Source organism: Cryobacterium sp. Hb1, from assembly GCF_004403585.1.
GTDB classification, from domain to species: domain Bacteria; phylum Actinomycetota; class Actinomycetes; order Actinomycetales; family Microbacteriaceae; genus Cryobacterium; species Cryobacterium lyxosi.
Genome location: NZ_SOHI01000027.1, coordinates 335,297 through 359,468, shown reverse-complemented (window position 1 = coordinate 359,468; position 24,172 = coordinate 335,297). Strand labels below are relative to the sequence as shown.

Below are 24,172 nucleotides of genomic sequence, written 5' to 3'. Positions count from 1 at the left end.
CCAGGCTGACCCACCCAGTTCACTCAGCAATATAAAAGGGACCGCATCCAAAGATGCGGTCCCTTTCCAAGAGCCGGGTGACCTCAGTGCGGTGCGGTTTACACCCCGTAGTACAGTTCGAACTCGAACGGGTGCGGACGCTGGGCGAGCGGCTTGATCTCGTTTTCGCGCTTGTACTCGATCCAGGTTTCAATCAGTTCGGGAGTGAACACGTTTCCGGCGAGCAGAAAGTCGTGATCTGCTTCGAGGGCCTGCAGGGCTTCCTCCAGCGAGGCTGGAACCTGGGGAATGTTCTTGGCTTCCTCGGGCGGCAGCTCGTAAAGATCCTTGTCGACGGGCTCGTGCGGCTCAATACGGTTCTTGATGCCGTCGAGTCCAGCCATGAGCTGCGCGGCAAAGGCGAGATACGGGTTGCCGGATGCATCGGGAGCGCGAAACTCGAGGCGCTTGGCCTTCGGGTTGGTTCCGGTGATCGGAATGCGGATCGACGCCGAGCGGTTGCCAGCCGAGTAGACCAGGTTGACCGGGGCCTCGAATCCGGGAACGAGCCGGTGGTAGGAGTTGACCGTGGGGTTCGTGAATGCGAGCACGGCCGGGGCGTGCTTGAGCAGGCCTCCGATATACCAGCGAGCCACGTCGGAGAGTCCGCCATAGCCGGCCTCATCGTAGAACAACGGCTTGCCATCGGCCCACAGTGATTGGTGCGTGTGCATACCGGAGCCGTTGTCGCCGAACAGCGGCTTGGGCATGAACGTTGCGGTCTTGCCCCAGTCGTGCGCGGTGTTCTTGACGATGTACTTGAATTTCAGCAGGTCATCGGCGGCGTGAACCATCGTGTCGAATCTGTAGTTGATCTCGCCCTGGCCGCCGGTGCCCACCTCGTGGTGGCTGCGTTCGAGGATGAGACCCGCTTCGATCAACTTCAGGCAGATATCGTCGCGCATGTCGACGTGCTGGTCGACCGGGCTGACCGGAAAGTATCCGCCCTTGAACGGTGTCTTGTTGGCGAGGTTTCCGCCTTCTTCTTTCTTTCCGGAATTCCAGGCGCCTTCGCCGGAGTCAACGGAGTAAAAACTCGTGTGCTGGTTCACTTCGTAGCGCACATCGTCGAAGATGTAGAACTCCGCTTCGGAACCGAAAAACGCAGTGTCGCCAATACCCGTGGAGGCGAGGTATTTCTCGGCCTTCTTAGCTACCTGGCGCGGGTCCTTGGAGTAGATCTCACCGTTACGCGGGTTGTAGATGTCGAAGAGCATGATGAGCGTCTTCTCGGTGCGGAACGGGTCCAGGTACGCGGTCGACACGTCGGGAATGAGCTGCATGTCCGATTCGTGGATCGACGCAAAACCGCGGATGGACGAACCATCGAACATTTGGCCAACGGTGAAGAACTCCTCATCGACCGTGGATGCCGGAATGTTGAAGTGCTGCTGCACACCGGGAAGATCGGTGAAACGGATGTCGAGAAACTTGACGTCATTTTCTTTGATGAATTTGAGCACTTCGGACGAATCGCGGAACATGCGGACTAACTCCAGACGACGGGGGCGTAGAAACGGCCGAATCGGACACATCGGCTCCCCTGAGATTAGTATCGCCGCGTTACTTCTCCGTGACGCTTATGTTTCACCCATGTTACAGGGATGGCCTCTCGGTAGACTCATTGGGTGCCAGACTCCAGCTCCCGCCCGAATACTTTTGGTCAGCTTCCGCCCAGTAAGTGGCCGGGGGAGCGGCTCGGATTACCGCGGGTCGGGCCCAGTTCTGTTGGCCGCCCGTGGCGACGGGTGTTCGGCTTCGCCATTGACTGGGCGATCGCCATCGGCGTTTCGCGGATCTTCTTCAACTACGACCCGGCCGCGAACCTGATCATCTTCGTTGTTTTGCAGATCGTTTTCATTCCCACGATCGGTGCCAGTGTCGGTCATCGCCTGGTGGGACTACGGATCATCTCCATCCACGGCGGATGGGTTGGATTGTGGCGTCCCGTTGTGCGATCGGTGCTCCTCGGACTTGCGATCCCCGCCCTCGTCTGGGATTCGGACCAGCGTGGCTTCCATGACAAGATCGCGGGAACGGTGCTCATCCGCCGGTAACCCGGTGGAATGGCGAAGGGCCAGATGCAGTTGCATCTGGCCCTTCGCTTGATCTGTGTGGGATTAGCCGCGCTGCGGACGGGCTTTCATCGGGTCGACGCCCTTGGGGATAGGCAATTTCGTACCCATGGAGTTCAGACGGTTATTGACGGCGAGAACCTCGGCCTTGGTCAGAACGGGCTTGATCCGAGTCAGACGACGCGCGAGCTTGTGCAGCGGCACGGCATCCTCGTCGGGACCAACGGAGATCACGGTTACGCCCACATTTCCGCCAATGCGCACGATCTTGCGCTTTTCTTCATCCAGCATGCGGGCAGTTCGGGTTTTCGGACCCTCACTGATCAACACGACACCGCCGCGGCCGACGGCGCGATAAACCGCATCCTGCGTCTTACCGTTGACGGCTACCGGCATCTCGCTGCCGACCCACCCCCGTTTCAGTGAGCTCCGCAACACGGCCCCAACAGCGCCGGGCTGACCCTCAATCTGCGAATACGCAGCCTTTTCCGCGCGTCGGCCGAGAATGATCAGCATCGCCAGAATGCCGGCAAGCACACCGGCAATGATCCACAGCACCATCGTGAAGACGTTGCTGCCGGGAATCAACAGGGCCAGGGCCAGGCTGATCAGAACGGGTATGAGGAAGGCCAAAACCAGAATCCAAACGATGTTCGAGTCGTAGCGCCTCGTCATCTGGAAAACCTGCCACATTTGCTTCAAGCGGCCGGGCTGTTTTGGTTTTTTGGGGGTCTTTTCCTTGCTGCGTGCCATGGGTATAAGACTACCCAGTCACTCGAATGCCGCATGACCGCATTCGATCACGACACGGCTTGGGCGAACCCGAGCTGAGCATCCGCCAGCTGGCGCAGTTCGGCGGGGATCTCGCGACCGGTCGCGACCATGGACTGGGCCCATAGTCGACCGGCGCGATAAGAAGAGCGCACGAGCGGCCCCGAGAGCACGCCGAGAAAGCCGATCTCTTTGGCTTCCTCGTTAAGCTCGACGAACTCCTCTGGGCGTACCCAGCGAGCGACCGGCAGATGCCGGGCGCTCGGGCGCAGGTACTGCGTAATGGTGATGATGTCGGTACCGGCCTCATGCAGGTCGTGGAGCGCCTGGGTGATTTCAGCGCGTTCCTCTCCCATACCGAGGATGAGGTTGGATTTTGTGATCAGGCCAGCATTGCGTCCCTGCGTGAGCACGTCGAGCGACCGGTCATACCGAAACGCCGGGCGGATTCGCTTGAAGATGCGTGGCACGGTTTCCACGTTGTGGGCGAAGACCTCCGGTTTGGCATCAAACACCTGAGCGAGGTGTTCCGGATTGCCGGAGAAGTCCGGCACGAGAATCTCAACACCGGTGCCAGGGCTCTGCTGGTGAATCTGTCGAATCGTCTCGGCGTAGAGCCAGGCCCCCTCATCGGGCAGATCGTCGCGGGCAACGCCGGTCACGGTGGCATAGCGCAGGTTCATCGTGACAACGGATTCGCCGACGCGGCGTGGTTCGTCGACGTCGTAGTCGGCCGGTTTTCCAGTATCGATCTGGCAGAAATCACACCGTCTGGTGCATTGTGAGCCACCGATCAAAAAGGTCGCTTCCCGGTCTTCCCAACACTCAAAGATGTTCGGGCATCCCGCTTCCTGGCACACGGTATGCAAATTCTCGCTCTTGACCAAGCTTTGCAGTTTCTGATACTCCGGCCCCATTTTGGCGACCGTCTTGATCCAGGAGGGCTTGCGTTCAATTGGTGTCTCCGCGTTGCGAATTTCCAATCGCAACAATTTGCGGCCTTCGGGTACTGCGCTCATGCGTTCGTCCTGACGTTGTCGAGGCTGGCGGAGGTCGTTTGGGCTGGGTTCACACTTACCGAACGTCGAAATGCGGCCGTGATGGGGTCAATCAACTCGCCCGGGTCGACCGTGCGTCCCAGCACTCGCGACATGGTGGTCACACCGGCATCGCGAATGCCACAGGCGATGATGCGCGAATAGGCTTCCAGTGAGTTGCTGCAGTTGAGTGCGAAACCGTGCATTGTGACACCCTGGGCGACGCGAATACCGATGGCAGCGATCTTGTCTTCATGGCCAGCCTCGCCGACCCAAACGCCCGAGCGTCCGGCCACCCGCACGGCGTCGATGCCGAACTCGATCAGAACCTCAATCAGTATGGCTTCGAGGGACCGAACATAGCCGACGACGTCGACGGGTTCGTGCAAGTGCACAATGGGATACCCGACCAGTTGGCCAGGTCCGTGCCAGGTAATCTTGCCACCCCGGTCGACGTCGATCACCGGCGTATCGTCGTCGGGGCGTTCCTCAGGAAGCGTGCGTTTTCCGGCCGTATACACGGCGGGATGCTCCAGCAGGAGGACGGTGTCTGGTCGCTCACGGGCGACGACAGAACGATGGACTGCGCGTTGGAGCTCAAGGCCCTCAACATACGGCACGGAGTTGGCGCTTAGCCCCGCGACGACAAAGTCGAGCATCCGCCCAGTCTAGGGGTGCCGTGGCAAATCTGCGTGCAACGAATACAGCAAGCGCGCGGTCACCGCGCGGATTTTTCGACTCCTCCACAACGGCCCGGATCGCCCGCCCTGCACGGATGAGGGGTATGCGCGGCGGTCAGCCGGTAGTGCAGGAGAACATGACCCCGTGAGACGACGCGCTGAACAGCCCCCGGCAACGGTCGACATGAAACAATGGCAGGACTCAGCTCAGCAGGCGGCCCACCGTGACGCCGACGATGATCCGAGTGCTGTGGCAACGGTGCACACGGAGAGTGTCGTTGCCGGACACCGTGTGATACGTCTGTTGGGCGCTGGAGACCGCGCCGTGGTGTACCTGGGACATTCCGGTTCCGGGAGCGTTGTTGCTCTCAAGGTCTTCCATGCCGCCACCGAATCGGCAAGCGTCGAACTCGACATCGCCGTGCTGACATCGGCCGCCGCGCCGGGACTCGTGCGTCTGCTTGACGTCGCGCAAGTGCGCGATGGCCGCATCTGTCTGATTCTGGAACGGCTCCCGGGTGGGTCCCTCGCCAAATATCTGGTCGAACACCCGTCTCTGTCGCCGGGCGAGGTCGTGACCCTGGTGGCACCGATCACTTTAGCTCTAAGCGCCATGCACGCGGCCGGGTTCGCGCACGGGAGCGTCAGCCAGTCGACGGTTCTGCTCGATGCGAATGGCCGGGCGGTGCTGACCGGTTTTGGTGCTGTTTCAAACCTCACCGACGCGCCTCGGGAGCGAATGCGGCGGCTGCGAGTCGATTACGAACGCTTGGGAATTGTCATGATGGCCGTCTTCGAGTCGGTCGATAGAACGGACCCGCACCACGAGAGTGGTGCCGCACTGGTGCGTGGATTTCAGGCTATTGTCCATTCCGCTGGGGCTCCAGACGGTGCAGATCGGGCAGCCGGCACCGCACACGCCGGTTCGATCCTCGGCACACTGGAGTACGACCTTTTCGGTTGGGCCGACGCCGAACCGCTTCGAGGTTTTCACACCGACGACCGACGGGACGCACAGTCAGTCACGATGAATTCTGCCGTCGTCGAGACGGAAGCCGGGCAGGTCAACGGGGTTCAGCTTCGCCACACCGCTCTCCAAATTGACCCGGTCCGGTCGGAGGTTTTCGACAACAGCAATTCTCACGATGAAACCCGCGCCGACAAAATGGGCGGCAAGTTCGACAACGACGTGGATTCCGCAGGTTACCGCGGCGAGGAACACGGCGAGAAACTCGGCGAGAAACTCGGCGAGAGCTTCGACGACAGGCTGCCACGCGGTCTTTTCTCCCTCGGTGGCGGTACTGTTCTCCGCCGTCTCTCCGGGCGGGGCACCGCCCTGTTCAGTGCAGTACAGCGGCGGATGGGCCTCCGTCGAGTATTCGAGGGCATCGTCGACTCCCTGGTCGACGCGCATCCGTTCAACTCTGCAGGGCATGCACTGCGTAAACGTCTTCACGGGCACCATCGGCCCCTGCTGGTGGCCGTTTTCGGAGGCGCCAGCATTCTCATGCTCGCCCTGACTCTGTTCCCCGTCTCGGGCCGTGCCGGTGAAACCGGGCCACCCGAGGCTGCGAGCACAAACGGTGCTGCCCAGGTCAACGGCACGCCAGGGGTCGCCGACAGGCCGACACTATCGACAACAACGGCCGGCGTACCGGCGGATGCCGAGGGCTCCGCCAGCCAGGCGGCAATAGCGGGGGATGACCCGATTGCGGCCGTGCTGGCCCTGCTCGAGCGTCGGGCGGCGTGCCTGGCCACCACGTCCCTGGTCTGCCTGGTCGACGTGGACCAGACCGGGTCGGCCATGCTGGCGTCAGATAGCTACGACGCCCGTGAGCGGCAACAGGGTCTATCCGGCCGGGAAATCGCCGACTATGCCAGCTACTCGCCGTCGCTGGCTGAACGCAGCGGCGACCTGGCCGTCGTCGTGCTGACCCCGGTGCCCGGGCAAGAAAAAAGCCAGCCGGCCTCGGTCCTTGTGGTCAAGGGCGAGGACGGCTGGCGTCTTCGGGAGATTTTCGACTACTGAACTGCGCCAAAACCGCAGGTGGTCCAGAGCTGAAAGTTCGAGTTGTTAGATGCCGAGGTCGCCCTCGAATGCACCGGCCTCGAGCCGCGTCTTCATCGTGGTGAGGAAGCTGGCTGCATCCGCACCGTCGATGATGCGGTGGTCGTAAGAGAGGGCGAGGTACACGCTCGATCGGATCGCGATCGAATCAAGGCCGTCGTTGGTGACAACAAGCGGCTTCTTGTAGACGATTCCGGTTCCGAGAATGGCGCTCTGCGGCAGGAACACGACGGGCGTGTCGAACAGGGCACCGCGCGAACCGGTGTTGGTCAACGTGAACGTTCCACCACTCAGTTCGTCGGGCTTGAGCTTGTTGTCCCGCGTGCGAGCGGCGAGGTCCGCGATTTGGGCGGCAAAACCGGCCAGGTCAAGTTCCCCGGCGTTGCGCACGACCGGAGTCAGGAGGCCACGCTCGGTATCCACGGCGATGCTGATATTTTCCTGGGCCGGGTACACGATCGTGTCACCGTCGATCGTGGCGTTCACGATCGGGATGGCACGAAGCGCCTCGGCGGCGGCCAGAGCGAAGAACGGCAGGAACGATAGCTTGTTGCCGGTCTTCTCGGCGAATGCTCCTTTGACCCGATCGCGCAGCAGGGCTACGCGGGTGACATCGACTTCGACCACTGTCGTGAGCTGAGCGGATGACTGCATCGAGATGACGGCACGCTCGGCGACAACCTTGCGTAGGCGGGACATCGGCTGGGTCGTTCCGCGAAGCGGTGAGATCTCGATGGCAGGCGCGGCCACAGCAGCGCTCACTGCGGAAGCGGCCTGAACGATGTCTTCCTTTCGGATGCGTCCGCCCACGCCGGTGCCACTGACCGTCGACAGGTCAACGCCGGCTTCGTTCGCCATTTTGCGCACGATCGGCGTGACGTAACCGCTGGTTCCGGCGTGTGAGCCCCGAGCCGCAGGGGCAGCAGCAGCGGACGCCTGAACGGCGACCGGTGCCGGAGCAGCAACCGGTACCGGAGCAGCGACCGGTGCCGGAGCAGCGACCGGTGCCGGAACAGTAACGGGTGCCGGAGCAGCGACCGGTACTGGAGCAGCGACCGGTGCCGGAACAGTAACGGGTGCCGGAGCGGGCGCAACGGGCTCCGGTGCCTCAGCAGCCGGTACCTCAGCAGGCGGTGCCTCCGCAGCCGGTGCCTCCGCGATGGGAGCGGCTGGTGCGGAGCCATCCCCGATCGTGACAAGCGGGGTTCCGACCTCGACAGTCTCGTCCTCCTGCACCAAAATGGCTTCGATAATGCCGGCGACCGGGGACGGGATTTCCGTGTCCACCTTGTCGGTCGATACCTCGAGCAATGGCTCGTCGACCTCCACGCGGTCGCCCACGTTCTTTAGCCAGCGGGTGACCGTGCCCTCTGTGACACTCTCTCCGAGTGCCGGGAGGCTGACGGATTCGCTCATGCGTATGTCTCCTTCAAAACCGTTTGCTTGTCTGAAAATTGGATAAGAATGCGCGAACCGACTACATCGCGTGGAGCGGTTTGCCGGCCAGAGCCAGGAAAGCCTCACCCAGCGCTTCGTTCTGGGTCGGGTGCGCATGCAGGAACGGTGCGATGTCTTCCGGGAACGCTTCCCAATTCACCACGAGCTGGCCTTCGCCGATGAGTTCGCCGACGCGGGCGCCGATCATGTGAATGCCCACGATGGGGCCGTCCTTGACTCGGACCAGCTTGACCGAACCGGCGGTACCAAGAATGGAGCTCTTGCCGTTTCCGCCGAGGTTGTATTCGTAGGTGGAGACCTGGTCGACACCGAATTTGTCAGCGGCCTTGGCTTCGCTGTAGCCGACGGAGGCCACTTCGGGATCCGAGTAGGTGACCTTGGGGATATTCAGGTCGTCCACGAGGATCGGGTTGAGTCCGGCAATCTCCTCGGCCACAAAGATACCCTGTTGAAAACCGCGGTGCGCGAGCTGCAGGCCGGGAACGATGTCGCCCACGGCGTAGACGCCGGGGATGTTCGTGGCGAGGCGTTCGTCGGTGATGACGAATCCGCGATCCATGGTTACGCCGACTTCGTCAAAGCCGAGTCCAGCGGTGACCGGGCCGCGCCCGACGGCAACAAGCAGCAGGTCGGCCTCAACGGTCGCGCCATTCTCGAGCGTGACGACAACGCCGGAGTCAGACTGGGTGACGCTCTGAAAGCGGATGCCGAGGGAATACTCGATACCGCGCTTGCGGAATGCGCGCTCGAGTTGCTTGGAAATCGACTCTTCCTCGTTGGGCACGAGGTGAGGCAGGGCCTCGATGATCGTGACATCGGCACCGAAGGACTTCCAGACGCTCGCGAATTCGACGCCGATGACGCCGCCGCCCAGCACGGCGACCTTCTTCGGAACGTAGTCCAGGGCGAGTGCGGTCTCGCTCGTGATGACGCGGCCGCCGATCTCCAGCCCGGGCAGCGAGCGGGAGTAGGAACCAGTGGCCAGGATCACGTTCTTGCCGACGATCAGGTCGTCACCAACCTGAACGGTCGTCGGAGAGACCAGGTGGCCTTCGCCCTCGATCACGGTGATCCCGCGCGCTTTGACCAGGCCCTGGAGTCCCTTGTACTTGCTCGCTACAATGCCCTCACGGAACGCGTTGACGGCGGCCATATCAATACCCTCGAACGCGGTCTTGACGCCGTACTTGGCGGCTTCACGGCTGACGTCAGCAACCTCGGCTGAGTGCAGGAGGGCCTTGGTCGGAATGCAACCGACGTGCAGGCAGGTGCCGCCGAGCTTGCCTTTCTCGATCAGACCAACGGTGAATCCCAGCTGCACGGCACGCAGCGCTGCTGCATATCCACCGCTTCCGCCACCGAGAACGACAATGTCAAAATTCTGTTCCGACACTCAGCTACTCCCTCGCGCATTACGCTCCATCACGACGGCCGACAGATTTTGCAGATCGGCAGCGTGGATTGACAAGCTTTTCTTGCCCCTTCGACTGTACTACGGGCGTGAAAAGTCCTCGGCCAGTCGAAGAAGCGCCCGAACGGACACCCCGGTTGGTCCGACACCGGTGAATCCCCAACCTGATCCGGAATTCTGAGCCGGGCCTGCGATGTCGAGGTGAGCCCACGGAATGGTCTGGCCGGCCGTATCTGTTCCGATGAATTCCCGCAAAAATATCCCGGCGAGGAGCATCCCGCCGGCTGAGCTGCCAATTTTTGCATTTGCGATGTCGGCGACATCCGAATTGAGCGTGGCGCGCAATTCGTTTGGGAATGGCATAGGCCAGGCCGTCTCACCGGTCGCGGCGCTGGCCGCGAGCACGTGCTGCACGAGGGTGTCATCTCCCATCGCGCCGAAATACCTGTTGCCAAGGGCCACGACAGCAGCACCGGTCAGGGTAGCGACGTCGATGATGGCGTCGGGGTGTTCTTCACCCGCGGCGACGAGGCCGTCTGCGAGCACGAGGCGACCTTCAGCATCAGTGTTGAGCACCTCAACGGTACGTCCGCCGCGCATGCGCAGCACGTCGTTGGGGCGGATGGCTGATCCCGACGGCATGTTTTCGGCGATGCACATCCACGCCGTGATGCGTACTGGGACCTGGAGCCGGGCTGCAGCTACGATCACCGCCAGGACCGTGGCGGCCCCCGTCATGTCGTACTTCATACCCACCATCGATGCCGGCGGCTTGAGCGAGAGTCCGCCGGTGTCGAACGTGATGCCCTTGCCGACGAGGGCGAGGTGTTTGCCTGCCCCGTTCGGGCTATAGCTGAGCTTGACCAGGCGCGGCGGGCGGGTGGAACCCGCACCGACACCGGCAATGCCACCGAACCCGTCGGCGGCGAGCTGATGCTCATCCCAGACGGTCACGTCGAGAGGCAGGCCACGTGCGGCGTCGACCGCCAGGTCGGCGAGCGAGGCCGGGTACAGGTCGAGCGGCGGCATATTAACGAGGTCCTTCACCAGAGCAATCGCCTCGGCACTGACGCGGGCGCGTTCCAGAGCGGATGATGCCGGGGTCGTACTGTGCACGACGACACTCCGGGCTGGCAGTTTGGTCGCGGCTAACGAACTGTGCCGGTACGCCGTGTAGGCGTAGCCGCCGAGGGCGGCGCCTTCAAGGACAGCTTCGACCTGGTCGGCATCGTCCAGTGGAAGTGAGAATGCCACTGAGGCTGCACCGCTCAGCTGACGTACGGCAGACCCAGCCGCGTGTCGAAGGGCCTCGGTGTTGAGCAGGCGTCCCAGTCCGACGATGGCGATGCTGCGCGGCGCCCCGGCCATGACCACCAGGCGCACCACCTCGTCACGAGCGCCGGTCGCATTCAGGAGCAGTAACTGAGCTGTCACTGACGCGATCAGATCGTCACCGAGCGTGACATCCGCGAGCAACCGCACCCCGTCATCCGTTTGGAGCGAAGCAAGAATGAGGATCTCGGCGGTGGAGCCCGATGCGGACTCGGTGGACAGGGACAGGGTGGGTACAGTCATATGAAGATGGTATCCGTGGGGCCCAGCCACCCGCTCCCGGTTGTTCGCTCCCGGTTGTTCGCTCTCGGCACGATGGTGAAAGCTTCGAAAGACTGCACGAATGGGCGCCTCGGATTAGAGTTAAGGAATGCCAGACCCCGAGGAGCTATACAAACTCACCGCCGACGCCGATGGCGTTCCGGAGGGACTACACCTCGTCATGGGACTGACCGGCTTCGCGGATGCCGGTGGCGCGGTAGCGCAATTCACCGACTACTTGCTGACCACCCTGGATCACACCGTCGTGGCGTCGTTCGATACCGACACCCTGCTCGACTATCGGGCCCGACGCCCGATCATCTACTTCGATCAGGATCACCTCACGAACTACCAGCCACCATCGCTCCAGCTGTACCTGGCCCGCGACGAGATTGGTCAGCCGTTCCTTTTTTTGACCGGCTTCGAACCAGACTTCCGCTGGGAGCAGTTCACTGCGGCCATGCTGCAGCTCGTCGACCGATTCACTGTTTCCTCGACGACCTGGGTGCACGCCATTCCGATGCCCGTCCCGCACACCCGCCCGATCGGTGTGACCGTCAGCGGTAATCGGTCCGACCTCATCGAAAACCGATCCGTCTGGCGACCGCACACGCAGGTAGCCGCCAACGTTCTACATCTTGTGGAGTTGCGCTTGCAGGAACGCGGCGCATCGACGGTCGGCTACGTATTACTCATTCCGCATTACCTGGGTGATACCGAGTTTCCAGCCGCAGCCCTCAGCGCGTTGGAAAGCACCAGCGCGTCGACAGGTTTGATCTTTCCCACCGATCACCTGCGCGAGGCAAACAGAGAATTTGTCGCTCGCATCGACGACCAGGTGCAGGGCAATCCGGAGCTGGCCAAACTTGTGGGCACCCTCGAGCAGCGCTACGACGCCTATATGGAAGGGAGCCCGCTGCGTTCGCCACTCACCGACGAAGACGGCGAGCTGCCGTCAGCCGATGAGATCGCTGCAGAACTCGAGAACTTCCTAGCCCTGCGCCGCAGCCGCGATGACGGCCCTGTCAACTGAAACCATCTCACGGCCCCAGGTGAACCGGCTTGAAGTGCCATTCAGGACGAACGCGATAGACTGACCTCAGTGAACTCTCGCCGATCCACCCTGATTTTTATCATCGGGTCGTTCGCGTACCTATCGGCCGTGCTTCAGCGCACGTCAATGGGGATCGCCGGGGTGGCCGCCACGGAAAAATTCGGTGGATCGGCCGCGATTCTCTCGAGCCTGGCCGTCGTGCAACTCATCGTCTACGCCGCCGCGCAGATTCCGGTTGGGGTCTTGATCGACCGATACGGTCCGCGAGTGCTCATGATCACGGGAACCGCGCTCATGGTCACCGGGCAGATCACACTGGCACTGGCACCGGAAATCTCAGTCGCTGTCATCGGCCGCATTCTCGTTGGAGCCGGTGATGCGACCATTTTCATTTCGATGATCCGCCTCATCAGCTCTTGGTTCAGCGGTCCCATCGTTCCCCTGTTGTCCCAGTGGACGGGCAACATCGGCCAACTCGGCCAGGTGCTCTCCGCGGTGCCCCTAGCGTGGTTACTGCATACGAGCGGCTGGACAACGGCCTTCCTTTCAGCGGCCTCTGTGGCTGTTGTGGCCCTGATCGTGGTCGTCATTTTCGTGCAGGACCGCCCCAGAGACGTCACTGAACACGTGCATGCCAACAGCCTCGGAATGGCGCTGACCCAGCTGCGGCACAGTTTTCGTCGCCCGGGCACCCAGCTCGGATTCTGGTCCCACTACGTTACGCAGTCTTCCGGTACCGTGTTCAGCCTGCTGTGGGGCTATCCGTTCATGGTCTTCGCCCTCGGCTACGAACCGGCGTTCGCGGCCGGCATGCTGACCGTTTTGGTCGGTGCAGGCCTGGTTTTCGGACCAATTCTAGGCCTGCTGACGGCGCGTCACCCGCTGCGCCGCAGCAACATTGTGCTCGCCATCGTGACCGGTATCGGTATCGCTTGGGCGATCGTGTTGCTCTGGCCCGGTGTTCCACCACTCTGGACGATAGTGCTGTTGCTTGTCGTGCTCGGAATCGGCGGGCCCGGATCGCTGATCGGCTTCGACTTCGCGCGCACCTTCAATCCACAGCGAAGCCTGGGCTCGGCTAACGGCGTCGTCAACGTCGGAGGCTTCACCGCGAGCTTCGTCATGATGTACCTGATCGGGTTACTTCTCGACCTTCAAAACGGATGGCGCATCGCCGGGGGAGCGGCGAGTGACCTGTATGCGCTCGACGCATTTCGCGTGGCCTTCACAGTTCAGTACCTCGTCGTCGGACTCGGCATCGGGTTTCTGGTGCATGCCCGTCGGCGTACCAGACGCCAGCTTTCCCGTGACGAAGGAATAGAAGTGGCCCCTATCTGGGTTGCACTTTCACGAGAGTGGAAACGGCGTAGCAAAGAATAGTAGTAGGTGTCGTGGCTTGTCGTCCAGACAAACCGTGCAATACTTGATTCTAGGACCCGTTCTGGTCCGGGGCATTCCGAAGTTACTTCGGTATGGGTATCCCGGGACTTGACATGGGTCCAAGTTCTGCCCAAAAACGCTTCTGGCACCTTTTGGTTCCGAGAAGCAGGTACGACTCCGCATGAGAGGTGTTCGAATGGCAACCACTGTCAAGACTGAGCTAGCCGATGAGTCTGTCACGACTCCGGTAGTACCGCCGGTCAAGAAAACCGTTACTAAGGCCGCCGCTGCAAAGGCCGCCGCTGCCGAAGCCGCCGCGACGAAGACGTCTGCAGCTGCTGGCCTGGCTACCGAGAAGCCTGCCCCAAAGAAGCGCGCGACGAAGGCGAAGGTCGTCAAGAAAGACGACGAAGCCGACGTTGACGGCGGTTCAGAAGCGGACGACGACGAGGCAGAAGAGGACAGCACCCAGCGTTCGGCGTCGACTGAGCCGCTCCCCAGTGGGGCTCTCGTGCTCTCCCTTGTCGACGACGACGACGAGGTCCCGGTTTACTCCAGCGCCATCACCGGCGCCACGGCTGACCCGGTCAAGGACTACCTCAAGCAGATCGGTAAGGTCGCCCTGCTGAACGCGGCCGAAGAGGTCGAGCTGGCGATGCGTATCGAAGCCGGCCTGTTTGCCGAAGACAAGCTGTCGGAGATGACCGACGTCGAGAAGAAGAATGCGCTGGGCCGCGAGCTGCAGTGGGTCGCTAAAGACGGCGCCAGGGCCAAAAGCCACCTTCTGGGCGCCAACCTGCGCCTCGTCGTGTCACTCGCTAAGCGCTACACCGGTCGCGGCATGCAATTCCTTGACTTGATCCAGGAAGGCAACCTCGGCCTCATTCGTGCCGTCGAGAAGTTCGACTACACCAAGGGCTTCAAGTTCAGCACCTACGCCACCTGGTGGATTCGTCAGGCCATCACCCGGGCTATGGCCGACCAGGCGCGCACGATTCGAATCCCCGTGCACATGGTCGAGGTCATCAACAAGCTCGCCCGCGTCCAGCGCCAGATGTTGCAGGACCTCGGTCGCGAGCCCACTCCAGAAGAGCTCAGCCGCGAACTCGATATGACGCCCGAAAAGGTCGTCGAAGTTCAAAAATACGGACGTGAACCGATTTCTCTCCACACCCCGCTCGGTGAAGACGGTGACAGCGAATTCGGTGACCTCATCGAAGACACTGAAGCCGTTGTCCCAGCGGACGCCGTGGGTTTCACGATGCTGCAAAAGCAGCTTGAGAGCCTCCTCGACTCGCTCTCCGAGCGCGAAGCTGGGGTAATTCGGATGCGCTTCGGTCTCGGCGACGGAATGCCGAAAACTCTGGACCAGATTGGCGACACCTTCGGTGTGACGCGCGAGCGCATTCGCCAGATCGAGTCGAAAACGATGGCGAAGCTTCGTCACCCGTCCCGGTCGCAGTCTCTGCGCGACTACCTCGAGTAAACGTGACAGTGGCAGGTCCCGCCCAGGCTATGCAGTGCGGTTCGTGAGTACCCTTCGATACGCCCCTGCCATTTTGGTGGGTCGGGCGGTTCGTACGCTGGCAAGGTGGCGCAAACCGGGAGGTGGCTCTGCCATTCCCGGAGTCGTCGTCAACCGCATCGCCCCGGGCTTTCTCGCTGCGACGCTCAACGGGTTTCCGCTCGGGCTCGTGATCGTGACCGGGTCAAGCGGTAAATCGACGACCACCAAGATGCTCGTCGCTATTCTTCGCGCCCACGGTCTCTCCGTGTTCACCAACCAGTCGACGGCCAATATCAGCCAGGGTCTGACCAGCGCGCTTTTGGAACAGGTCAGTCTCGCTGGCACGATCGCCGGCGATGTCGCCGTGCTTGAAATGGATGAAGGACACGGCGCGTTCATCGCCGGGTCACTGACTCCGCGAGTCGTTGCCCTGACCAACGTCATGGTCGACCAGATTGATCGGTTCCACGATTCCGAAATGGTCGTTGCCCTGCTGGCGAAAATTGCAGCACGGGCCACGGAGTCGGTCGTGCTCAACGCAGATGACCGGTACCTGGCTGACCTCGGCAATGCGCTCGAACCTGGTGTTGCGGTGTCCCGCTACGGCGTCACGAGCGAAGTTCTCGCTGAGCACCCTCGTGGACTCGGTTATGCCGACACCGCACCGACTCGCCTGCCGGCTGGAACCGGGCTGCAGCTCACCCGTGTGGTCGGCCGTGACGCTGACGTGCAGTTTGCTACGGGCATCCACAGCATCCGCTTGCCGGCCCGCGGCATCCACTATGCCATTGACGCGCTAACCGCGTTGAGCACGGCTGGCGCGGCCCTCGGCGAACGTTTCGTTCCGACGGTCGCCTGTGCGGCGTTGTCGGCGATGCCGGCCGTCTTCGGTCGTGGCGAAGTGGTAACCGTCGGTGGCAAAACCATCGAATTCGTTCTCGTCCAAAACCCGTCGAGCTTTCAGCTCAACCTCGACAGTCTAGAACCTGGCACAGAGCAGATTCTGGTGATCATTGGCTCGGACGTTCGGGATCCGTCATATTTCTGGCCGGTGCACACGTCCGGGCTCGGCCACGTGCTCATTGCCTCAGGACTCAAGGCGCACGAGATCGCGCTGCAGTTGGCCTACGACGACGTTGTCGTTGACCGCATCGAGCCGGATGTACCGACTGCCCTCGACGCGTTCCTGTCCTTGCCCGATCCCGTATCCGGGGTGAAAACCATTATCTTTTCCGCCGACGGAATGCGACGCACTCGTGCGCACCTCGGTCTCGTCTCCAACTCTGAGGACCCGGTATGACCGCCACTTCGCTTGACCGGCCATTCACGGTCGTCTCGCTGCTGCCGCGCCTGCTCGACACAAATGGTGATGCTGGCAACGCCAGAGTGCTCGCGCAGCGCATTCGGTGGAGCGGCCACGACGCGCTGGTAGTCGATGTGCATTCTCGGGCTGACCTGCCCGAACACGTGGACGCGGTGTCAGTGGGTTCAGGAACGGATGCTGCCCTCCTGCCGGTCAGGGACGCTCTGCGCACGCTCGTGGAAGAACTGCGCGTCTGGTCCAACTCCGGCGTGCCCATCCTAGCGGTCGGAACGGGTTGGGAATTGCTGAGCTGGGGCATCGACCGGGCGGATGGCACCGTGCTGGAGGGACTCGGGCTCGTGGCCGGCCACGCCGTGCCGCGTGCTACACGCGTGACCGATGACATCATCGTCGCGTCGAAGTATGGGCGGCTGATCGGGTTCGAAAATCACGCCCGCGACTATGTCGGCGCCGAAGCCAGTCCGCTCGGACGGGTTATCTACGGCACCGGCAACTCGGACCCCCGGGCGAACGGGCCGCAGATTGAGGGACTGACCATGGGCGAGGTGTTCTGTACGCACCTGCACGGGCCGGTGCTCGCGCGTAACCCGGCCTTGGCTGATCACCTTTTACAGGCGGCCTTCGACCGCTTTGGACTCCCTTACTCACGGGGGGCAACGTCAGAATCGGTTGATGAAATCGCGCGGGCAGCACGCAATCAAGTGGCCGTGCGCCTCGGACAGTCACCCGAATAGCGGCAGTCACCCGAATAGCGGACTCATAGACAAAGCTCGGCTCTCAATAACGAGCAAACCGCGCAGGTTGCCGGCCGAAGCCAGCCGCCTGCGCGGCATCCGTTCTGAAATCGCTGGGCGGCTAGGAACGCTGATCTTCGAGCAGTCGGCTCGATTCGTCGTGCCAGCTTTCAGCGATGGCCGCGAGCTTTTCTTGGTGCTTACGGCCGTGGTGTGCGCAGAACAGCAATTCGCTGTTCTTCACGACGACACGAATATATGCTTGGGCACCGCAAGCGTCGCAGCGATCGGCTGCGGTGAGCTGGTGGGGGGCACCCTGGTTAGCTACGGAACCATTTTCGGTGGCGATCTGGGACATTTTCTCCTCCTCCAGATTGAATGCATGAACCCTCTTCACTAATGTAAACACGCTGAAGGGCTTTCGACGAGATGTTTGGCCGGTATTTCGCTCACCGCGTAGACGTGTTGTGGTGAGTGGTGAGTCACGGCCGACCGACTCCGGGCGAAAGATTGCCGGTCGGGGCCGGTATTCTTGGATGTTGTGAGCTCTGACTATTCCGCGCGCCACCTGTCAGTCCTTGAGGGACTCGAGGCAGTGCGCAAACGCCCCGGCATGTACATCGGTTCCACCGACTCGCGCGGATTGATGCACTGCCTGTGGGAGATCATCGACAACTCCGTCGACGAGGCTCTGGGTGGACACGGTGCCAGCATCAACATTGAACTACACCCAGACCACAGCGTCGAGGTGCGCGACACCGCTCGGGGAATCCCGGTCGATATCGAGCCCAAGACCGGATTGACCGGCGTTGAGGTTGTGTTCACCAAACTGCACGCGGGTGGAAAGTTCGGCAGCGGCTCTTACGCGGCGTCCGGTGGTCTCCACGGTGTCGGAGCGTCCGTCGTCAATGCTCTGTCCGAACGTCTCGACGTCGAAGTCGATCGCGACGGCAAGACCTGGGCCATGTCGTTTCACCGGGGCGAACCGGGCCTGTTTTCCGACTCGGGGGAGAAGAGCCCCGACGCCCCGTTCACTCCGTTTGAAAACCAGAGTGAACTGCGTGTCATCGGCAAGGTCAAGCGCGGCGTGACCGGAACCCGTATCCGCTATTGGGCCGATCGACAGATCTTCACCAAGGGCGCAGCGTTTCAGACCGACGAGGTGCTGAGCCGTGCCCGTCAGACGGCATTTCTCGTACCCGGCCTTGCGATCGAGGTCGCTGACCGCCGCACCGATGAGCCGGTGACCAGCCTGTTCCAGTTCGACGGGGGCATCTCAGAATTCGTCGAACATCTCGCACCGGATGCCCCGATCACCGACACCTGGCGGCTGACCGGAAACGGCACCTTCAGCGAAACCGTGCCAGTGCTCACCGACACGGGCGCCATGGTGCCCACCGAGCTCGTGCGCGACTGCCAAGTGGATATCGCCCTGCGCTGGGGGACCGGCTACGACACGATCGTGCAGAGCTTTGTCAACATTATCGCCACGCCTAAGGGCGGAACCCACCAGGCCGGCCTCGATGCCGGTCTGCTCAAATTTCTGCGCGGTCAGGTGGAACTGAACGCCCGACGGCTGAAAGTTGGCAGCGACAAGCTCGACAAAGACGACGTTATGGCGGGTCTCACCGCCATACTCACGGTACGGCTGCCCGAACCGCAGTTCGAGGGGCAGACCAAGGAAGTGCTCGGTACTCCCGCGGTTCGGGCGATTGTCGCCAACGTCGTCGCGAAGGCCATGGCCGAGCGGTACGCCTCGCCTAAACGCGACGACAAGACACAGTCCGCGCTGGTCCTCGACAAGATCGTCGCCGAGATGAAGTCGCGCATATCAGCCCGGGCGCACAAGGAGACCCAACGACGCAAAAACGCCCTGGAGAGCTCTTCCCTGCCGGCCAAGCTGGTCGACTGCCGCAGCAACGACGTGTCGACGAGCGAGCTCTTCATCGTGGAGGGGGACTCGGCCCTCGGCACCGCCAAGCTGGCCCGCGACAGCGAGCACCAGGCGTTGTTGCCGATTCGGGGCAAGATCCTGAACGTGCAGAAGGCATCGGTTGCCGACATGCTCTCCAACACGGAGTGCGCCTCGATCATCCAGGTGATCGGCGCCGGTTCCGGGCGCAGCTTCGACCTGTCGGCGGCGCGCTACGGCAAGGTCATCATCATGAGCGACGCCGACGTCGACGGCGCCCATATTCGTACCCTGCTCCTGACGCTGTTTTTCCGCTACATGCGGCCGATGATCACCGAGGGCCGCGTGTTTGCCGCCGTACCACCGTTGCATCGGGTCGTCGTAATGAACCCGGGTACCAAACCCAACGAGACCATCTACACCTACTCGGAGGCCGAACTGCTCGGGGTGCTCAGCGCATTGGAGAAGAAGAACCGGCGCTATCAAGACCCCATCCAGCGTTACAAAGGCCTCGGTGAAATGGACGCCGACCAGCTCGCGACCACGACCATGGAACGAGCCCACCGCACCCTGCGGCGGGTACGCGTCGACGATGCCGAGTCCGCCGGCAAGGTGTTCGAGCTGCTGATGGGCAACGACGTCGCCCCGCGTAAAGAGTTCATCATCGACAGCTCCGACAAGCTCTCCCGAGACCGTATCGACGTCTAACGAGTCGCGTTCGCGACCCCGACAGGCTAGATCTCGGCGCCGATGGCTCCGACCAGGGCGTCGAGCATCACTCCGGAAGCGTCGCGGCGGAAGCCGGAATCCGGCAGGGTGCGCGGAGTGCCGTCCGGGGCAACGGCGCGGGCGGGGGAGCGACCGACCCAGGCCACCGCGAGGGTGTCTTCACCCTTCAGGAAGCGTTGGGCGCGCACGCCGCCGGTGGCGCGTCCCTTGGCCGGATATTCCGAGAAGTCGCTCTGCTTCGCACTGCCGGGGTCTGTGCCAGGCAGCGTCTGACTGCTCGATGCCACTGTGGCCACGACAGCAGTGTTGACGTCCTCTGTCGACAGGCTGGAAAAGAACACGACGGTTTCGCCCGGCGTCAGTTTGATGCCGGCCATGCCTCCGGCCGCTCGGCCCTGTGGGCGCACACCCGACGCGTTGAAGCGCAGCAGCTGCGCATCCGAGGAGATGAAGACCAGCTCGTCGTCCTCGGTGCCCTGCACGGCACCAACCACCTCGTCCTTCGGCTTGAGCGTGATGATCTCAAAGTCGGGTTTGTTGGCCCAGTCGCCAGGAGTGACCCGCTTGACGACTCCGTGCCGCGTGCCGAGCGCGATTGCCCGATCGGAGTCGAGCGAGACGATGGCCAACACATGTTCCTTTTTGTCGGGCAGTACGAGATACTCGCTGATCCGCACGCCGGCCGCCAGCTGAATGGACGTCGGCGGCATCACCGGCAGATCGACAGGGGAGAAGCGGATGAGCCGGCCTCGATTAGTCACGGCCCCCACCTCCGTGCGGCTCGTTGTGTCGAGCGTCGACAGGACGGCATCGTGCTTGCTGCGGCGCTGCGGCGGCTGGATCCGCGGAGGTACGGCGTCGTCGACCGCGACCAGATCTACACGGGCAACGCGCCCGGTCACGCTCAAAAACACCCGAGTGGGAATGTCCTGCACCTCGAGCACCGCGGCCTGGCGTTTGGCGGCAGCCGCAGACAGGCCAGCGATGCTCGGCTTGGCTTCGGTCAGTACCGTGCGCCGCGGAGTGCCGAACTTTTCGGCGACAACGCCGAGCTCCTCTGAGACGAGCGTGCGAATGGCCGCTTTCGACGACAGTAACTTCTCGAGCTTCGCGATCTCGGCGAGCAACTGGTCGCGTTCGGCTTCGAGTTCAATACGAGAAAACCTGGTCAAGCGTCGCAACCGCAGTTCGAGAATGTATTCAGCCTGGATCTGGCTGAGGTCGAACACGTCGATCAGCTTGGCACGAGCCTGTTCGGCGTCGTCGCTGGCTCGAATCACCTGGATAACCTCGTCAATGTCGACAATCGCGACGAGCAGACCGAGCACGAGGTGCAGCCGTTCCCTGCGACGGGCCAGCCGGTATGCCGAGCGCCTGGTGACGACCTCGATACGGTGGTTCACATAAACGTGCAGCAGTTCAAGCAACCCCAACGTCTGCGGGGCGCCGTTGACCAGGGCGACAGCGTTGATGTTGAAGGAATCTTCCAGCGGCGTGTACCGATAAAGCTGCTCGAGCACGGCGTCGGGGCTGAAGCCGGTCTTGATTCCGATGACCAGGCGTAACCCCTTGGTCCGGTCAGTGAGGTCGGTCACGTCCGAGATGCCACTGAGCTTTTTAGAGTTGACGCCGTCCTTGATCTTCTCGATCACTTTTTCCGGGCCGACCAGATAGGGCAGTTCGGTCACGACGAGTCCGGTCTTGCGGGCGCTGATCGCCTCGACCGAGACGCGGGCGCGGGTTTTGAAACTGCCGCGGCCGGTACTGTACGCATCTTTTATGCCGGCGAGGCCGACGATGGTTCCTCCGGTCGGCAGGTCGGGCCCCGGCACAAATTCCATAACGTCATCGAGAGTCGCGTTCGGGTGCGCCAACAGGTGCCGGGCCGCCCCGACGACCTCGATCAGGTTGTGCGGGGCCATGTTCGTCGCCATGCCGACGGCGATACCGCTGGTGCCGTTGACGAGGAGATTGGGATAAGCAGCCGGCAGCACGTCGGGCTGGGTGAGCTGGTTATCGTAATTCGGCACGAAATCGACGACGTCCTCGTCGAGATTTTCGGTCATCGCCAACGCTGGGGCCGCGAGGCGGGCCTCGGTGTAACGCGGAGCAGCCGGCCCGTCATCGAGGGAACCGAAGTTGCCATGCCCGTCGATGAGTGGAACACGAAGTGAAAACGACTGGGCCATGCGCACGAGAGCGTCATAGATCGCGGTATCGCCGTGCGGGTGGAGCTTGCCCATCACTTCACCGACTACGCGGGCGCTCTTCACGTGCCCTTTGTCGGGACGCAACCCCATTTCGCTCATCTGGTAGAGAATGCGCCGCTGCACGGGTTTGAGGCCGTCCCTGGCGTCGGGGAGGGCCCGGGAGTAGATCACCGAGTACGCGTATTCGAGGAACGACCCCTGCATCTCCACCGACACATCGACGTCTTCGATGCGTTCGGTGCTGGCGGTGGTGGCGGATACTGGGGTGCTGTCTGAGCGGCTCATTGAAAAATTCTGCTTCAAGCGTGCGGCGGAAACCGATTGGACCGGTCACCACTGCACTACGTAGGAAGCGCTCTCGGGAGCGCTGGAGGGCCCGAGTTCATCCCTGTGAAAGAATAAGACCCGATGCCCACCATGCTACCGGCCCGCCAATTCAGTGCCCTGCGCCTTGCCGATGTTCTGACCAGTTCCCTCAGTGCCGTATGCGCCCGGCCGAATGCACTGGCTTTGCCCCCGGTACACAAGGCGATCGTGATTCTGGCAGATGGGCTCGGCGTCAGCTCGCTTCGGGCACGCGCCGGACACGCCCGATTCCTGTCTTCCCGGCTCAATAAATCGAGCATCATCGACGGTGTCTTCCCCGCCACGACGGTTGCGGGAATCGCGTCGCTCACGACCGGCGTGGAACCGGGCCAGCACGGGCTGGTCGGCTACCAGGTTCTCGACGAGGCCAACGACCGCGTGGTCAACCAGCTCACCGGATGGGACGACGGCATGCAACCGGCCAGCTGGCAGCGTGCCCGGACCGTCTTCGATCTGGCCACCGATGAAAATGTGCCGAGTTTCGCAATCGGCCCGAAACGATTCGTGGCCTCAGGCTTCACCCAGGCGGTGCTGCGCGGCGCCCACTACGTACCCGCTGACTCGGTAGCCGATCGTTTTGCGGCCGCCCGCGGCATCCTCAACGACAACCCGAGGGCCCTGATATATCTGTATGTGGCCGAGCTTGATGTGGCAGCGCACGCACACGGATGGGAGTCCGATCGGTGGCTGGCCCAGCTAGAGACCCTCGATGCCGAAGTAACCCGCTTTGCTTCGACACTCCGTTCCGACGAGGGTCTGCTGCTCACCGCCGACCATGGTGTGATCGACGTTCCGAGCGTCAGACACGTGTTGTTCGACACCGAACCCGCCCTCGTGGCCGGCGTACGTCACGTCGCGGGGGACCCGCGCTGTGTACAGCTCTACCTCGATCGCCAGCAGTCGTCGGTGACCGCTGACACGCTGGCCGACGCTTGGCGTGCGTCTCAGGGGGACCGCGCATGGGTCTATACGCGCTCTGAAGCCGTCTCGGCGGGCCTGTACGGACGCGTTGCCGACGAGGTACTGCCGCGCATCGGGGATGTACTCGTCGCCGCCCGCAAGTCGATCGCCTACTACGACTCCCGACCGACCAACCAGAAAGCCCGCGGCATGATCGGGCAACACGGTTCCCTCACCGACGAGGAAGTGCGTGTGCCACTGATCCGTGCGGGCGCCTTCGCGCGATAATCCGCCGAAGCCGCCAGTGGGTACCTTGCGCTATTAGACCGGGTACTGACGGCGCTTGACCTGCGGCTTGGGCAGACGCATCGGGCGAAGCTGCAGCGCACGCATAGCCGCGTACCAGCGGATGCGTTCGGCCTTGTCGGAACCGAACTTGGCCTCGATCTTCTTGGTCAGCACAAAGCCGAGAACAACGCAGTCGACGACGGCAAAAATGAAAAATGCCCAGAGCGCAATCAGGGACACGCTGGCAACGCTGGGAATCGTGCTGAGCAGAATAACCAAGAACATGATCGGAATCATCAATTCACCGACACTGAACCGGGCATCGACATAGTCGCGGACATAGCGTTTCTGCAGGCCACGTTCACGCAGCGGCAAGTACTTGTCGATGCCGGCGGCCATGCCAGCTCTGGCCACATCGCGCGCAGCGCTCGACTTGACGCGTGCCTGCTTGGCGGCGAGCTTGCGATCATCGGGAACCAGCGGGCGTTTGTTAGCCGCCTCCTGCCTTTTGCGGGTCGGGGTCGCCTGACCCTTACCGGCGGTGTGCGAGAGACCCAGCCGCGCTGCGGTCTCGTCGGCGCTTTCAATCGACGACTGGGCGTCGGGGTTTACGGGGTGCTTAGCCACATCAAATCC

General features: G+C 62.3%; 19 protein-coding genes. 9 read left to right on the top strand and 10 right to left on the bottom strand.

The window, feature by feature from the left end; genetic code table 11:
* Positions 1–98: 98 nt before the first annotated feature.
* Positions 99–1,523, bottom strand: coding sequence for a type I glutamate--ammonia ligase (gene glnA / locus E3T38_RS11045; RefSeq protein WP_104198075.1), 1,425 nt, complete (start codon positions 1,521–1,523; stop codon positions 99–101).
* Positions 1,524–1,667: 144 nt separating this feature from the next.
* Between glnA and E3T38_RS11040 the strand changes: the two genes are divergently transcribed.
* The gene (locus tag E3T38_RS11040) at positions 1,668–2,096 is read left to right on the top strand and encodes an RDD family protein (RefSeq protein WP_134548242.1); all 429 of its coding nucleotides are present in this window, start codon (positions 1,668–1,670) and stop codon (positions 2,094–2,096) included.
* A 63-nt stretch (positions 2,097–2,159) separates the two neighbouring features.
* Here the strand turns inward: E3T38_RS11040 and E3T38_RS11035 are convergent, their stop codons facing one another.
* Genes E3T38_RS11035 through lipB form a run of 3 tightly spaced genes read right to left on the bottom strand, consistent with a single transcriptional unit; the run spans position 2,160 to position 4,581 of the window.
* Positions 2,160–2,867, bottom strand: a complete 708-nt coding sequence (locus E3T38_RS11035; protein WP_104198073.1) for a DUF4191 domain-containing protein — start codon at positions 2,865–2,867, stop codon at positions 2,160–2,162.
* 47 nt (positions 2,868–2,914) lie between these two features.
* Positions 2,915–3,904 carry a lipoyl synthase gene (gene lipA / locus E3T38_RS11030; RefSeq protein ID WP_104129183.1) on the bottom strand — a complete coding sequence of 330 codons (990 nt, stop codon included), beginning with the start codon at positions 3,902–3,904 and terminating at the stop codon, positions 2,915–2,917.
* Entirely contained in the window at positions 3,901–4,581 is a 681-nt protein-coding gene (gene lipB, locus E3T38_RS11025) for a lipoyl(octanoyl) transferase LipB (RefSeq protein ID WP_134548241.1), read from the bottom strand. The genes lipA and lipB overlap by 4 nt, the downstream gene beginning before the upstream one ends.
* A gap of 166 nt (positions 4,582–4,747) precedes the next feature.
* On the opposite strand from lipB, the gene E3T38_RS11020 reads away from it, so the two are divergent.
* Positions 4,748–6,631, top strand: coding sequence for a protein kinase (locus E3T38_RS11020; RefSeq protein ID WP_134548240.1), 1,884 nt, complete (start codon positions 4,748–4,750; stop codon positions 6,629–6,631).
* A 45-nt stretch (positions 6,632–6,676) separates the two neighbouring features.
* Here E3T38_RS11020 and E3T38_RS11015 read toward each other — a convergent pair whose 3' ends face one another.
* The 3 genes from E3T38_RS11015 to E3T38_RS11005 all read right to left on the bottom strand — a co-directional run bounded on the left by E3T38_RS11015 (position 6,677) and on the right by E3T38_RS11005 (position 11,114).
* Positions 6,677–8,086 carry a 2-oxo acid dehydrogenase subunit E2 gene (locus tag E3T38_RS11015; RefSeq protein ID WP_134548239.1) on the bottom strand — a complete coding sequence of 470 codons (1,410 nt, stop codon included), beginning with the start codon at positions 8,084–8,086 and terminating at the stop codon, positions 6,677–6,679.
* Between the two features lie 61 nt (positions 8,087–8,147).
* Positions 8,148–9,521: a dihydrolipoyl dehydrogenase gene (lpdA, locus tag E3T38_RS11010; protein WP_134548238.1), complete on the bottom strand. Its 1,374-nt coding sequence runs from the start codon at positions 9,519–9,521 to the stop codon at positions 8,148–8,150.
* 99 nt (positions 9,522–9,620) lie between these two features.
* Positions 9,621–11,114 (bottom strand): leucyl aminopeptidase, encoded by a 1,494-nt coding sequence (locus tag E3T38_RS11005; RefSeq protein WP_134548237.1) that lies wholly within the window; start codon positions 11,112–11,114, stop codon positions 9,621–9,623.
* Between the two features lie 127 nt (positions 11,115–11,241).
* Between E3T38_RS11005 and E3T38_RS11000 the strand changes: the two genes are divergently transcribed.
* The 5 genes from E3T38_RS11000 to E3T38_RS10980 all read left to right on the top strand — a co-directional run bounded on the left by E3T38_RS11000 (position 11,242) and on the right by E3T38_RS10980 (position 17,131).
* Entirely contained in the window at positions 11,242–12,165 is a 924-nt protein-coding gene (locus E3T38_RS11000) for a proteasome assembly chaperone family protein (RefSeq protein WP_134548236.1), read from the top strand.
* A 69-nt stretch (positions 12,166–12,234) separates the two neighbouring features.
* Positions 12,235–13,566: a nitrate/nitrite transporter gene (locus E3T38_RS10995; RefSeq protein WP_134548235.1), complete on the top strand. Its 1,332-nt coding sequence runs from the start codon at positions 12,235–12,237 to the stop codon at positions 13,564–13,566.
* A gap of 196 nt (positions 13,567–13,762) precedes the next feature.
* Positions 13,763–15,052: an RNA polymerase sigma factor gene (locus E3T38_RS10990; RefSeq protein ID WP_134548234.1), complete on the top strand. Its 1,290-nt coding sequence runs from the start codon at positions 13,763–13,765 to the stop codon at positions 15,050–15,052.
* A gap of 43 nt (positions 15,053–15,095) precedes the next feature.
* A complete protein-coding gene (locus E3T38_RS10985; protein WP_134548233.1) occupies positions 15,096–16,373 on the top strand; it encodes a Mur ligase family protein in 1,278 nt (425 codons plus the stop codon).
* Positions 16,370–17,131, top strand: coding sequence for a type 1 glutamine amidotransferase (locus E3T38_RS10980; protein ID WP_134548232.1), 762 nt, complete (start codon positions 16,370–16,372; stop codon positions 17,129–17,131). Before E3T38_RS10985 ends, E3T38_RS10980 begins: the two co-directional genes overlap by 4 nt.
* Positions 17,132–17,252: 121 nt before the next feature.
* Here E3T38_RS10980 and E3T38_RS10975 read toward each other — a convergent pair whose 3' ends face one another.
* Complete coding sequence (locus tag E3T38_RS10975) at positions 17,253–17,489, bottom strand: hypothetical protein (protein WP_104129172.1); 237 nt, start codon at positions 17,487–17,489, stop codon at positions 17,253–17,255.
* 183 nt (positions 17,490–17,672) lie between these two features.
* Between E3T38_RS10975 and E3T38_RS10970 the strand changes: the two genes are divergently transcribed.
* A complete protein-coding gene (locus tag E3T38_RS10970; protein WP_134548231.1) occupies positions 17,673–19,751 on the top strand; it encodes a type IIA DNA topoisomerase subunit B in 2,079 nt (692 codons plus the stop codon).
* Positions 19,752–19,777: 26 nt separating this feature from the next.
* Here E3T38_RS10970 and E3T38_RS10965 read toward each other — a convergent pair whose 3' ends face one another.
* Complete coding sequence (locus tag E3T38_RS10965) at positions 19,778–22,267, bottom strand: DNA topoisomerase (ATP-hydrolyzing) subunit A (RefSeq protein WP_241984417.1); 2,490 nt, start codon at positions 22,265–22,267, stop codon at positions 19,778–19,780.
* A gap of 123 nt (positions 22,268–22,390) precedes the next feature.
* On the opposite strand from E3T38_RS10965, the gene E3T38_RS10960 reads away from it, so the two are divergent.
* Entirely contained in the window at positions 22,391–23,536 is a 1,146-nt protein-coding gene (locus tag E3T38_RS10960) for an alkaline phosphatase family protein (RefSeq protein ID WP_241984416.1), read from the top strand.
* Positions 23,537–23,569: 33 nt separating this feature from the next.
* Here E3T38_RS10960 and E3T38_RS10955 read toward each other — a convergent pair whose 3' ends face one another.
* Complete coding sequence (locus E3T38_RS10955) at positions 23,570–24,163, bottom strand: DUF3043 domain-containing protein (RefSeq protein WP_134548230.1); 594 nt, start codon at positions 24,161–24,163, stop codon at positions 23,570–23,572.
* Between the last annotated feature and the right edge of the window lie 9 nt (positions 24,164–24,172).

What these genes read in the sequence shown, in the direction of transcription:
- glnA (WP_104198075.1), bottom strand. Translation starts at nt 1,523, where the DNA reads ATGTTCCGCGATTCGTCCGAAGTGCTCAAATTCATCAAAGAAAATGAC.
- E3T38_RS11035 (WP_104198073.1), bottom strand. Translation starts at nt 2,867, where the DNA reads ATGGCACGCAGCAAGGAAAAGACCCCCAAAAAACCAAAACAGCCCGGC.
- lipA (WP_104129183.1), bottom strand. Translation starts at nt 3,904, where the DNA reads ATGAGCGCAGTACCCGAAGGCCGCAAATTGTTGCGATTGGAAATTCGC.
- lipB (WP_134548241.1), bottom strand. Translation starts at nt 4,581, where the DNA reads ATGCTCGACTTTGTCGTCGCGGGGCTAAGCGCCAACTCCGTGCCGTAT.
- E3T38_RS11015 (WP_134548239.1), bottom strand. Translation starts at nt 8,086, where the DNA reads ATGAGCGAATCCGTCAGCCTCCCGGCACTCGGAGAGAGTGTCACAGAG.
- E3T38_RS11005 (WP_134548237.1), bottom strand. Translation starts at nt 11,114, where the DNA reads ATGACTGTACCCACCCTGTCCCTGTCCACCGAGTCCGCATCGGGCTCC.
- E3T38_RS11000 (WP_134548236.1), top strand. Translation starts at nt 11,242, where the DNA reads ATGCCAGACCCCGAGGAGCTATACAAACTCACCGCCGACGCCGATGGC.
- E3T38_RS10990 (WP_134548234.1), top strand. Translation starts at nt 13,763, where the DNA reads ATGGCAACCACTGTCAAGACTGAGCTAGCCGATGAGTCTGTCACGACT.
- E3T38_RS10980 (WP_134548232.1), top strand. Translation starts at nt 16,370, where the DNA reads ATGACCGCCACTTCGCTTGACCGGCCATTCACGGTCGTCTCGCTGCTG.
- E3T38_RS10975 (WP_104129172.1), bottom strand. Translation starts at nt 17,489, where the DNA reads ATGTCCCAGATCGCCACCGAAAATGGTTCCGTAGCTAACCAGGGTGCC.
- E3T38_RS10965 (WP_241984417.1), bottom strand. Translation starts at nt 22,267, where the DNA reads ATGAGCCGCTCAGACAGCACCCCAGTATCCGCCACCACCGCCAGCACC.
- E3T38_RS10960 (WP_241984416.1), top strand. Translation starts at nt 22,391, where the DNA reads ATGCCCACCATGCTACCGGCCCGCCAATTCAGTGCCCTGCGCCTTGCC.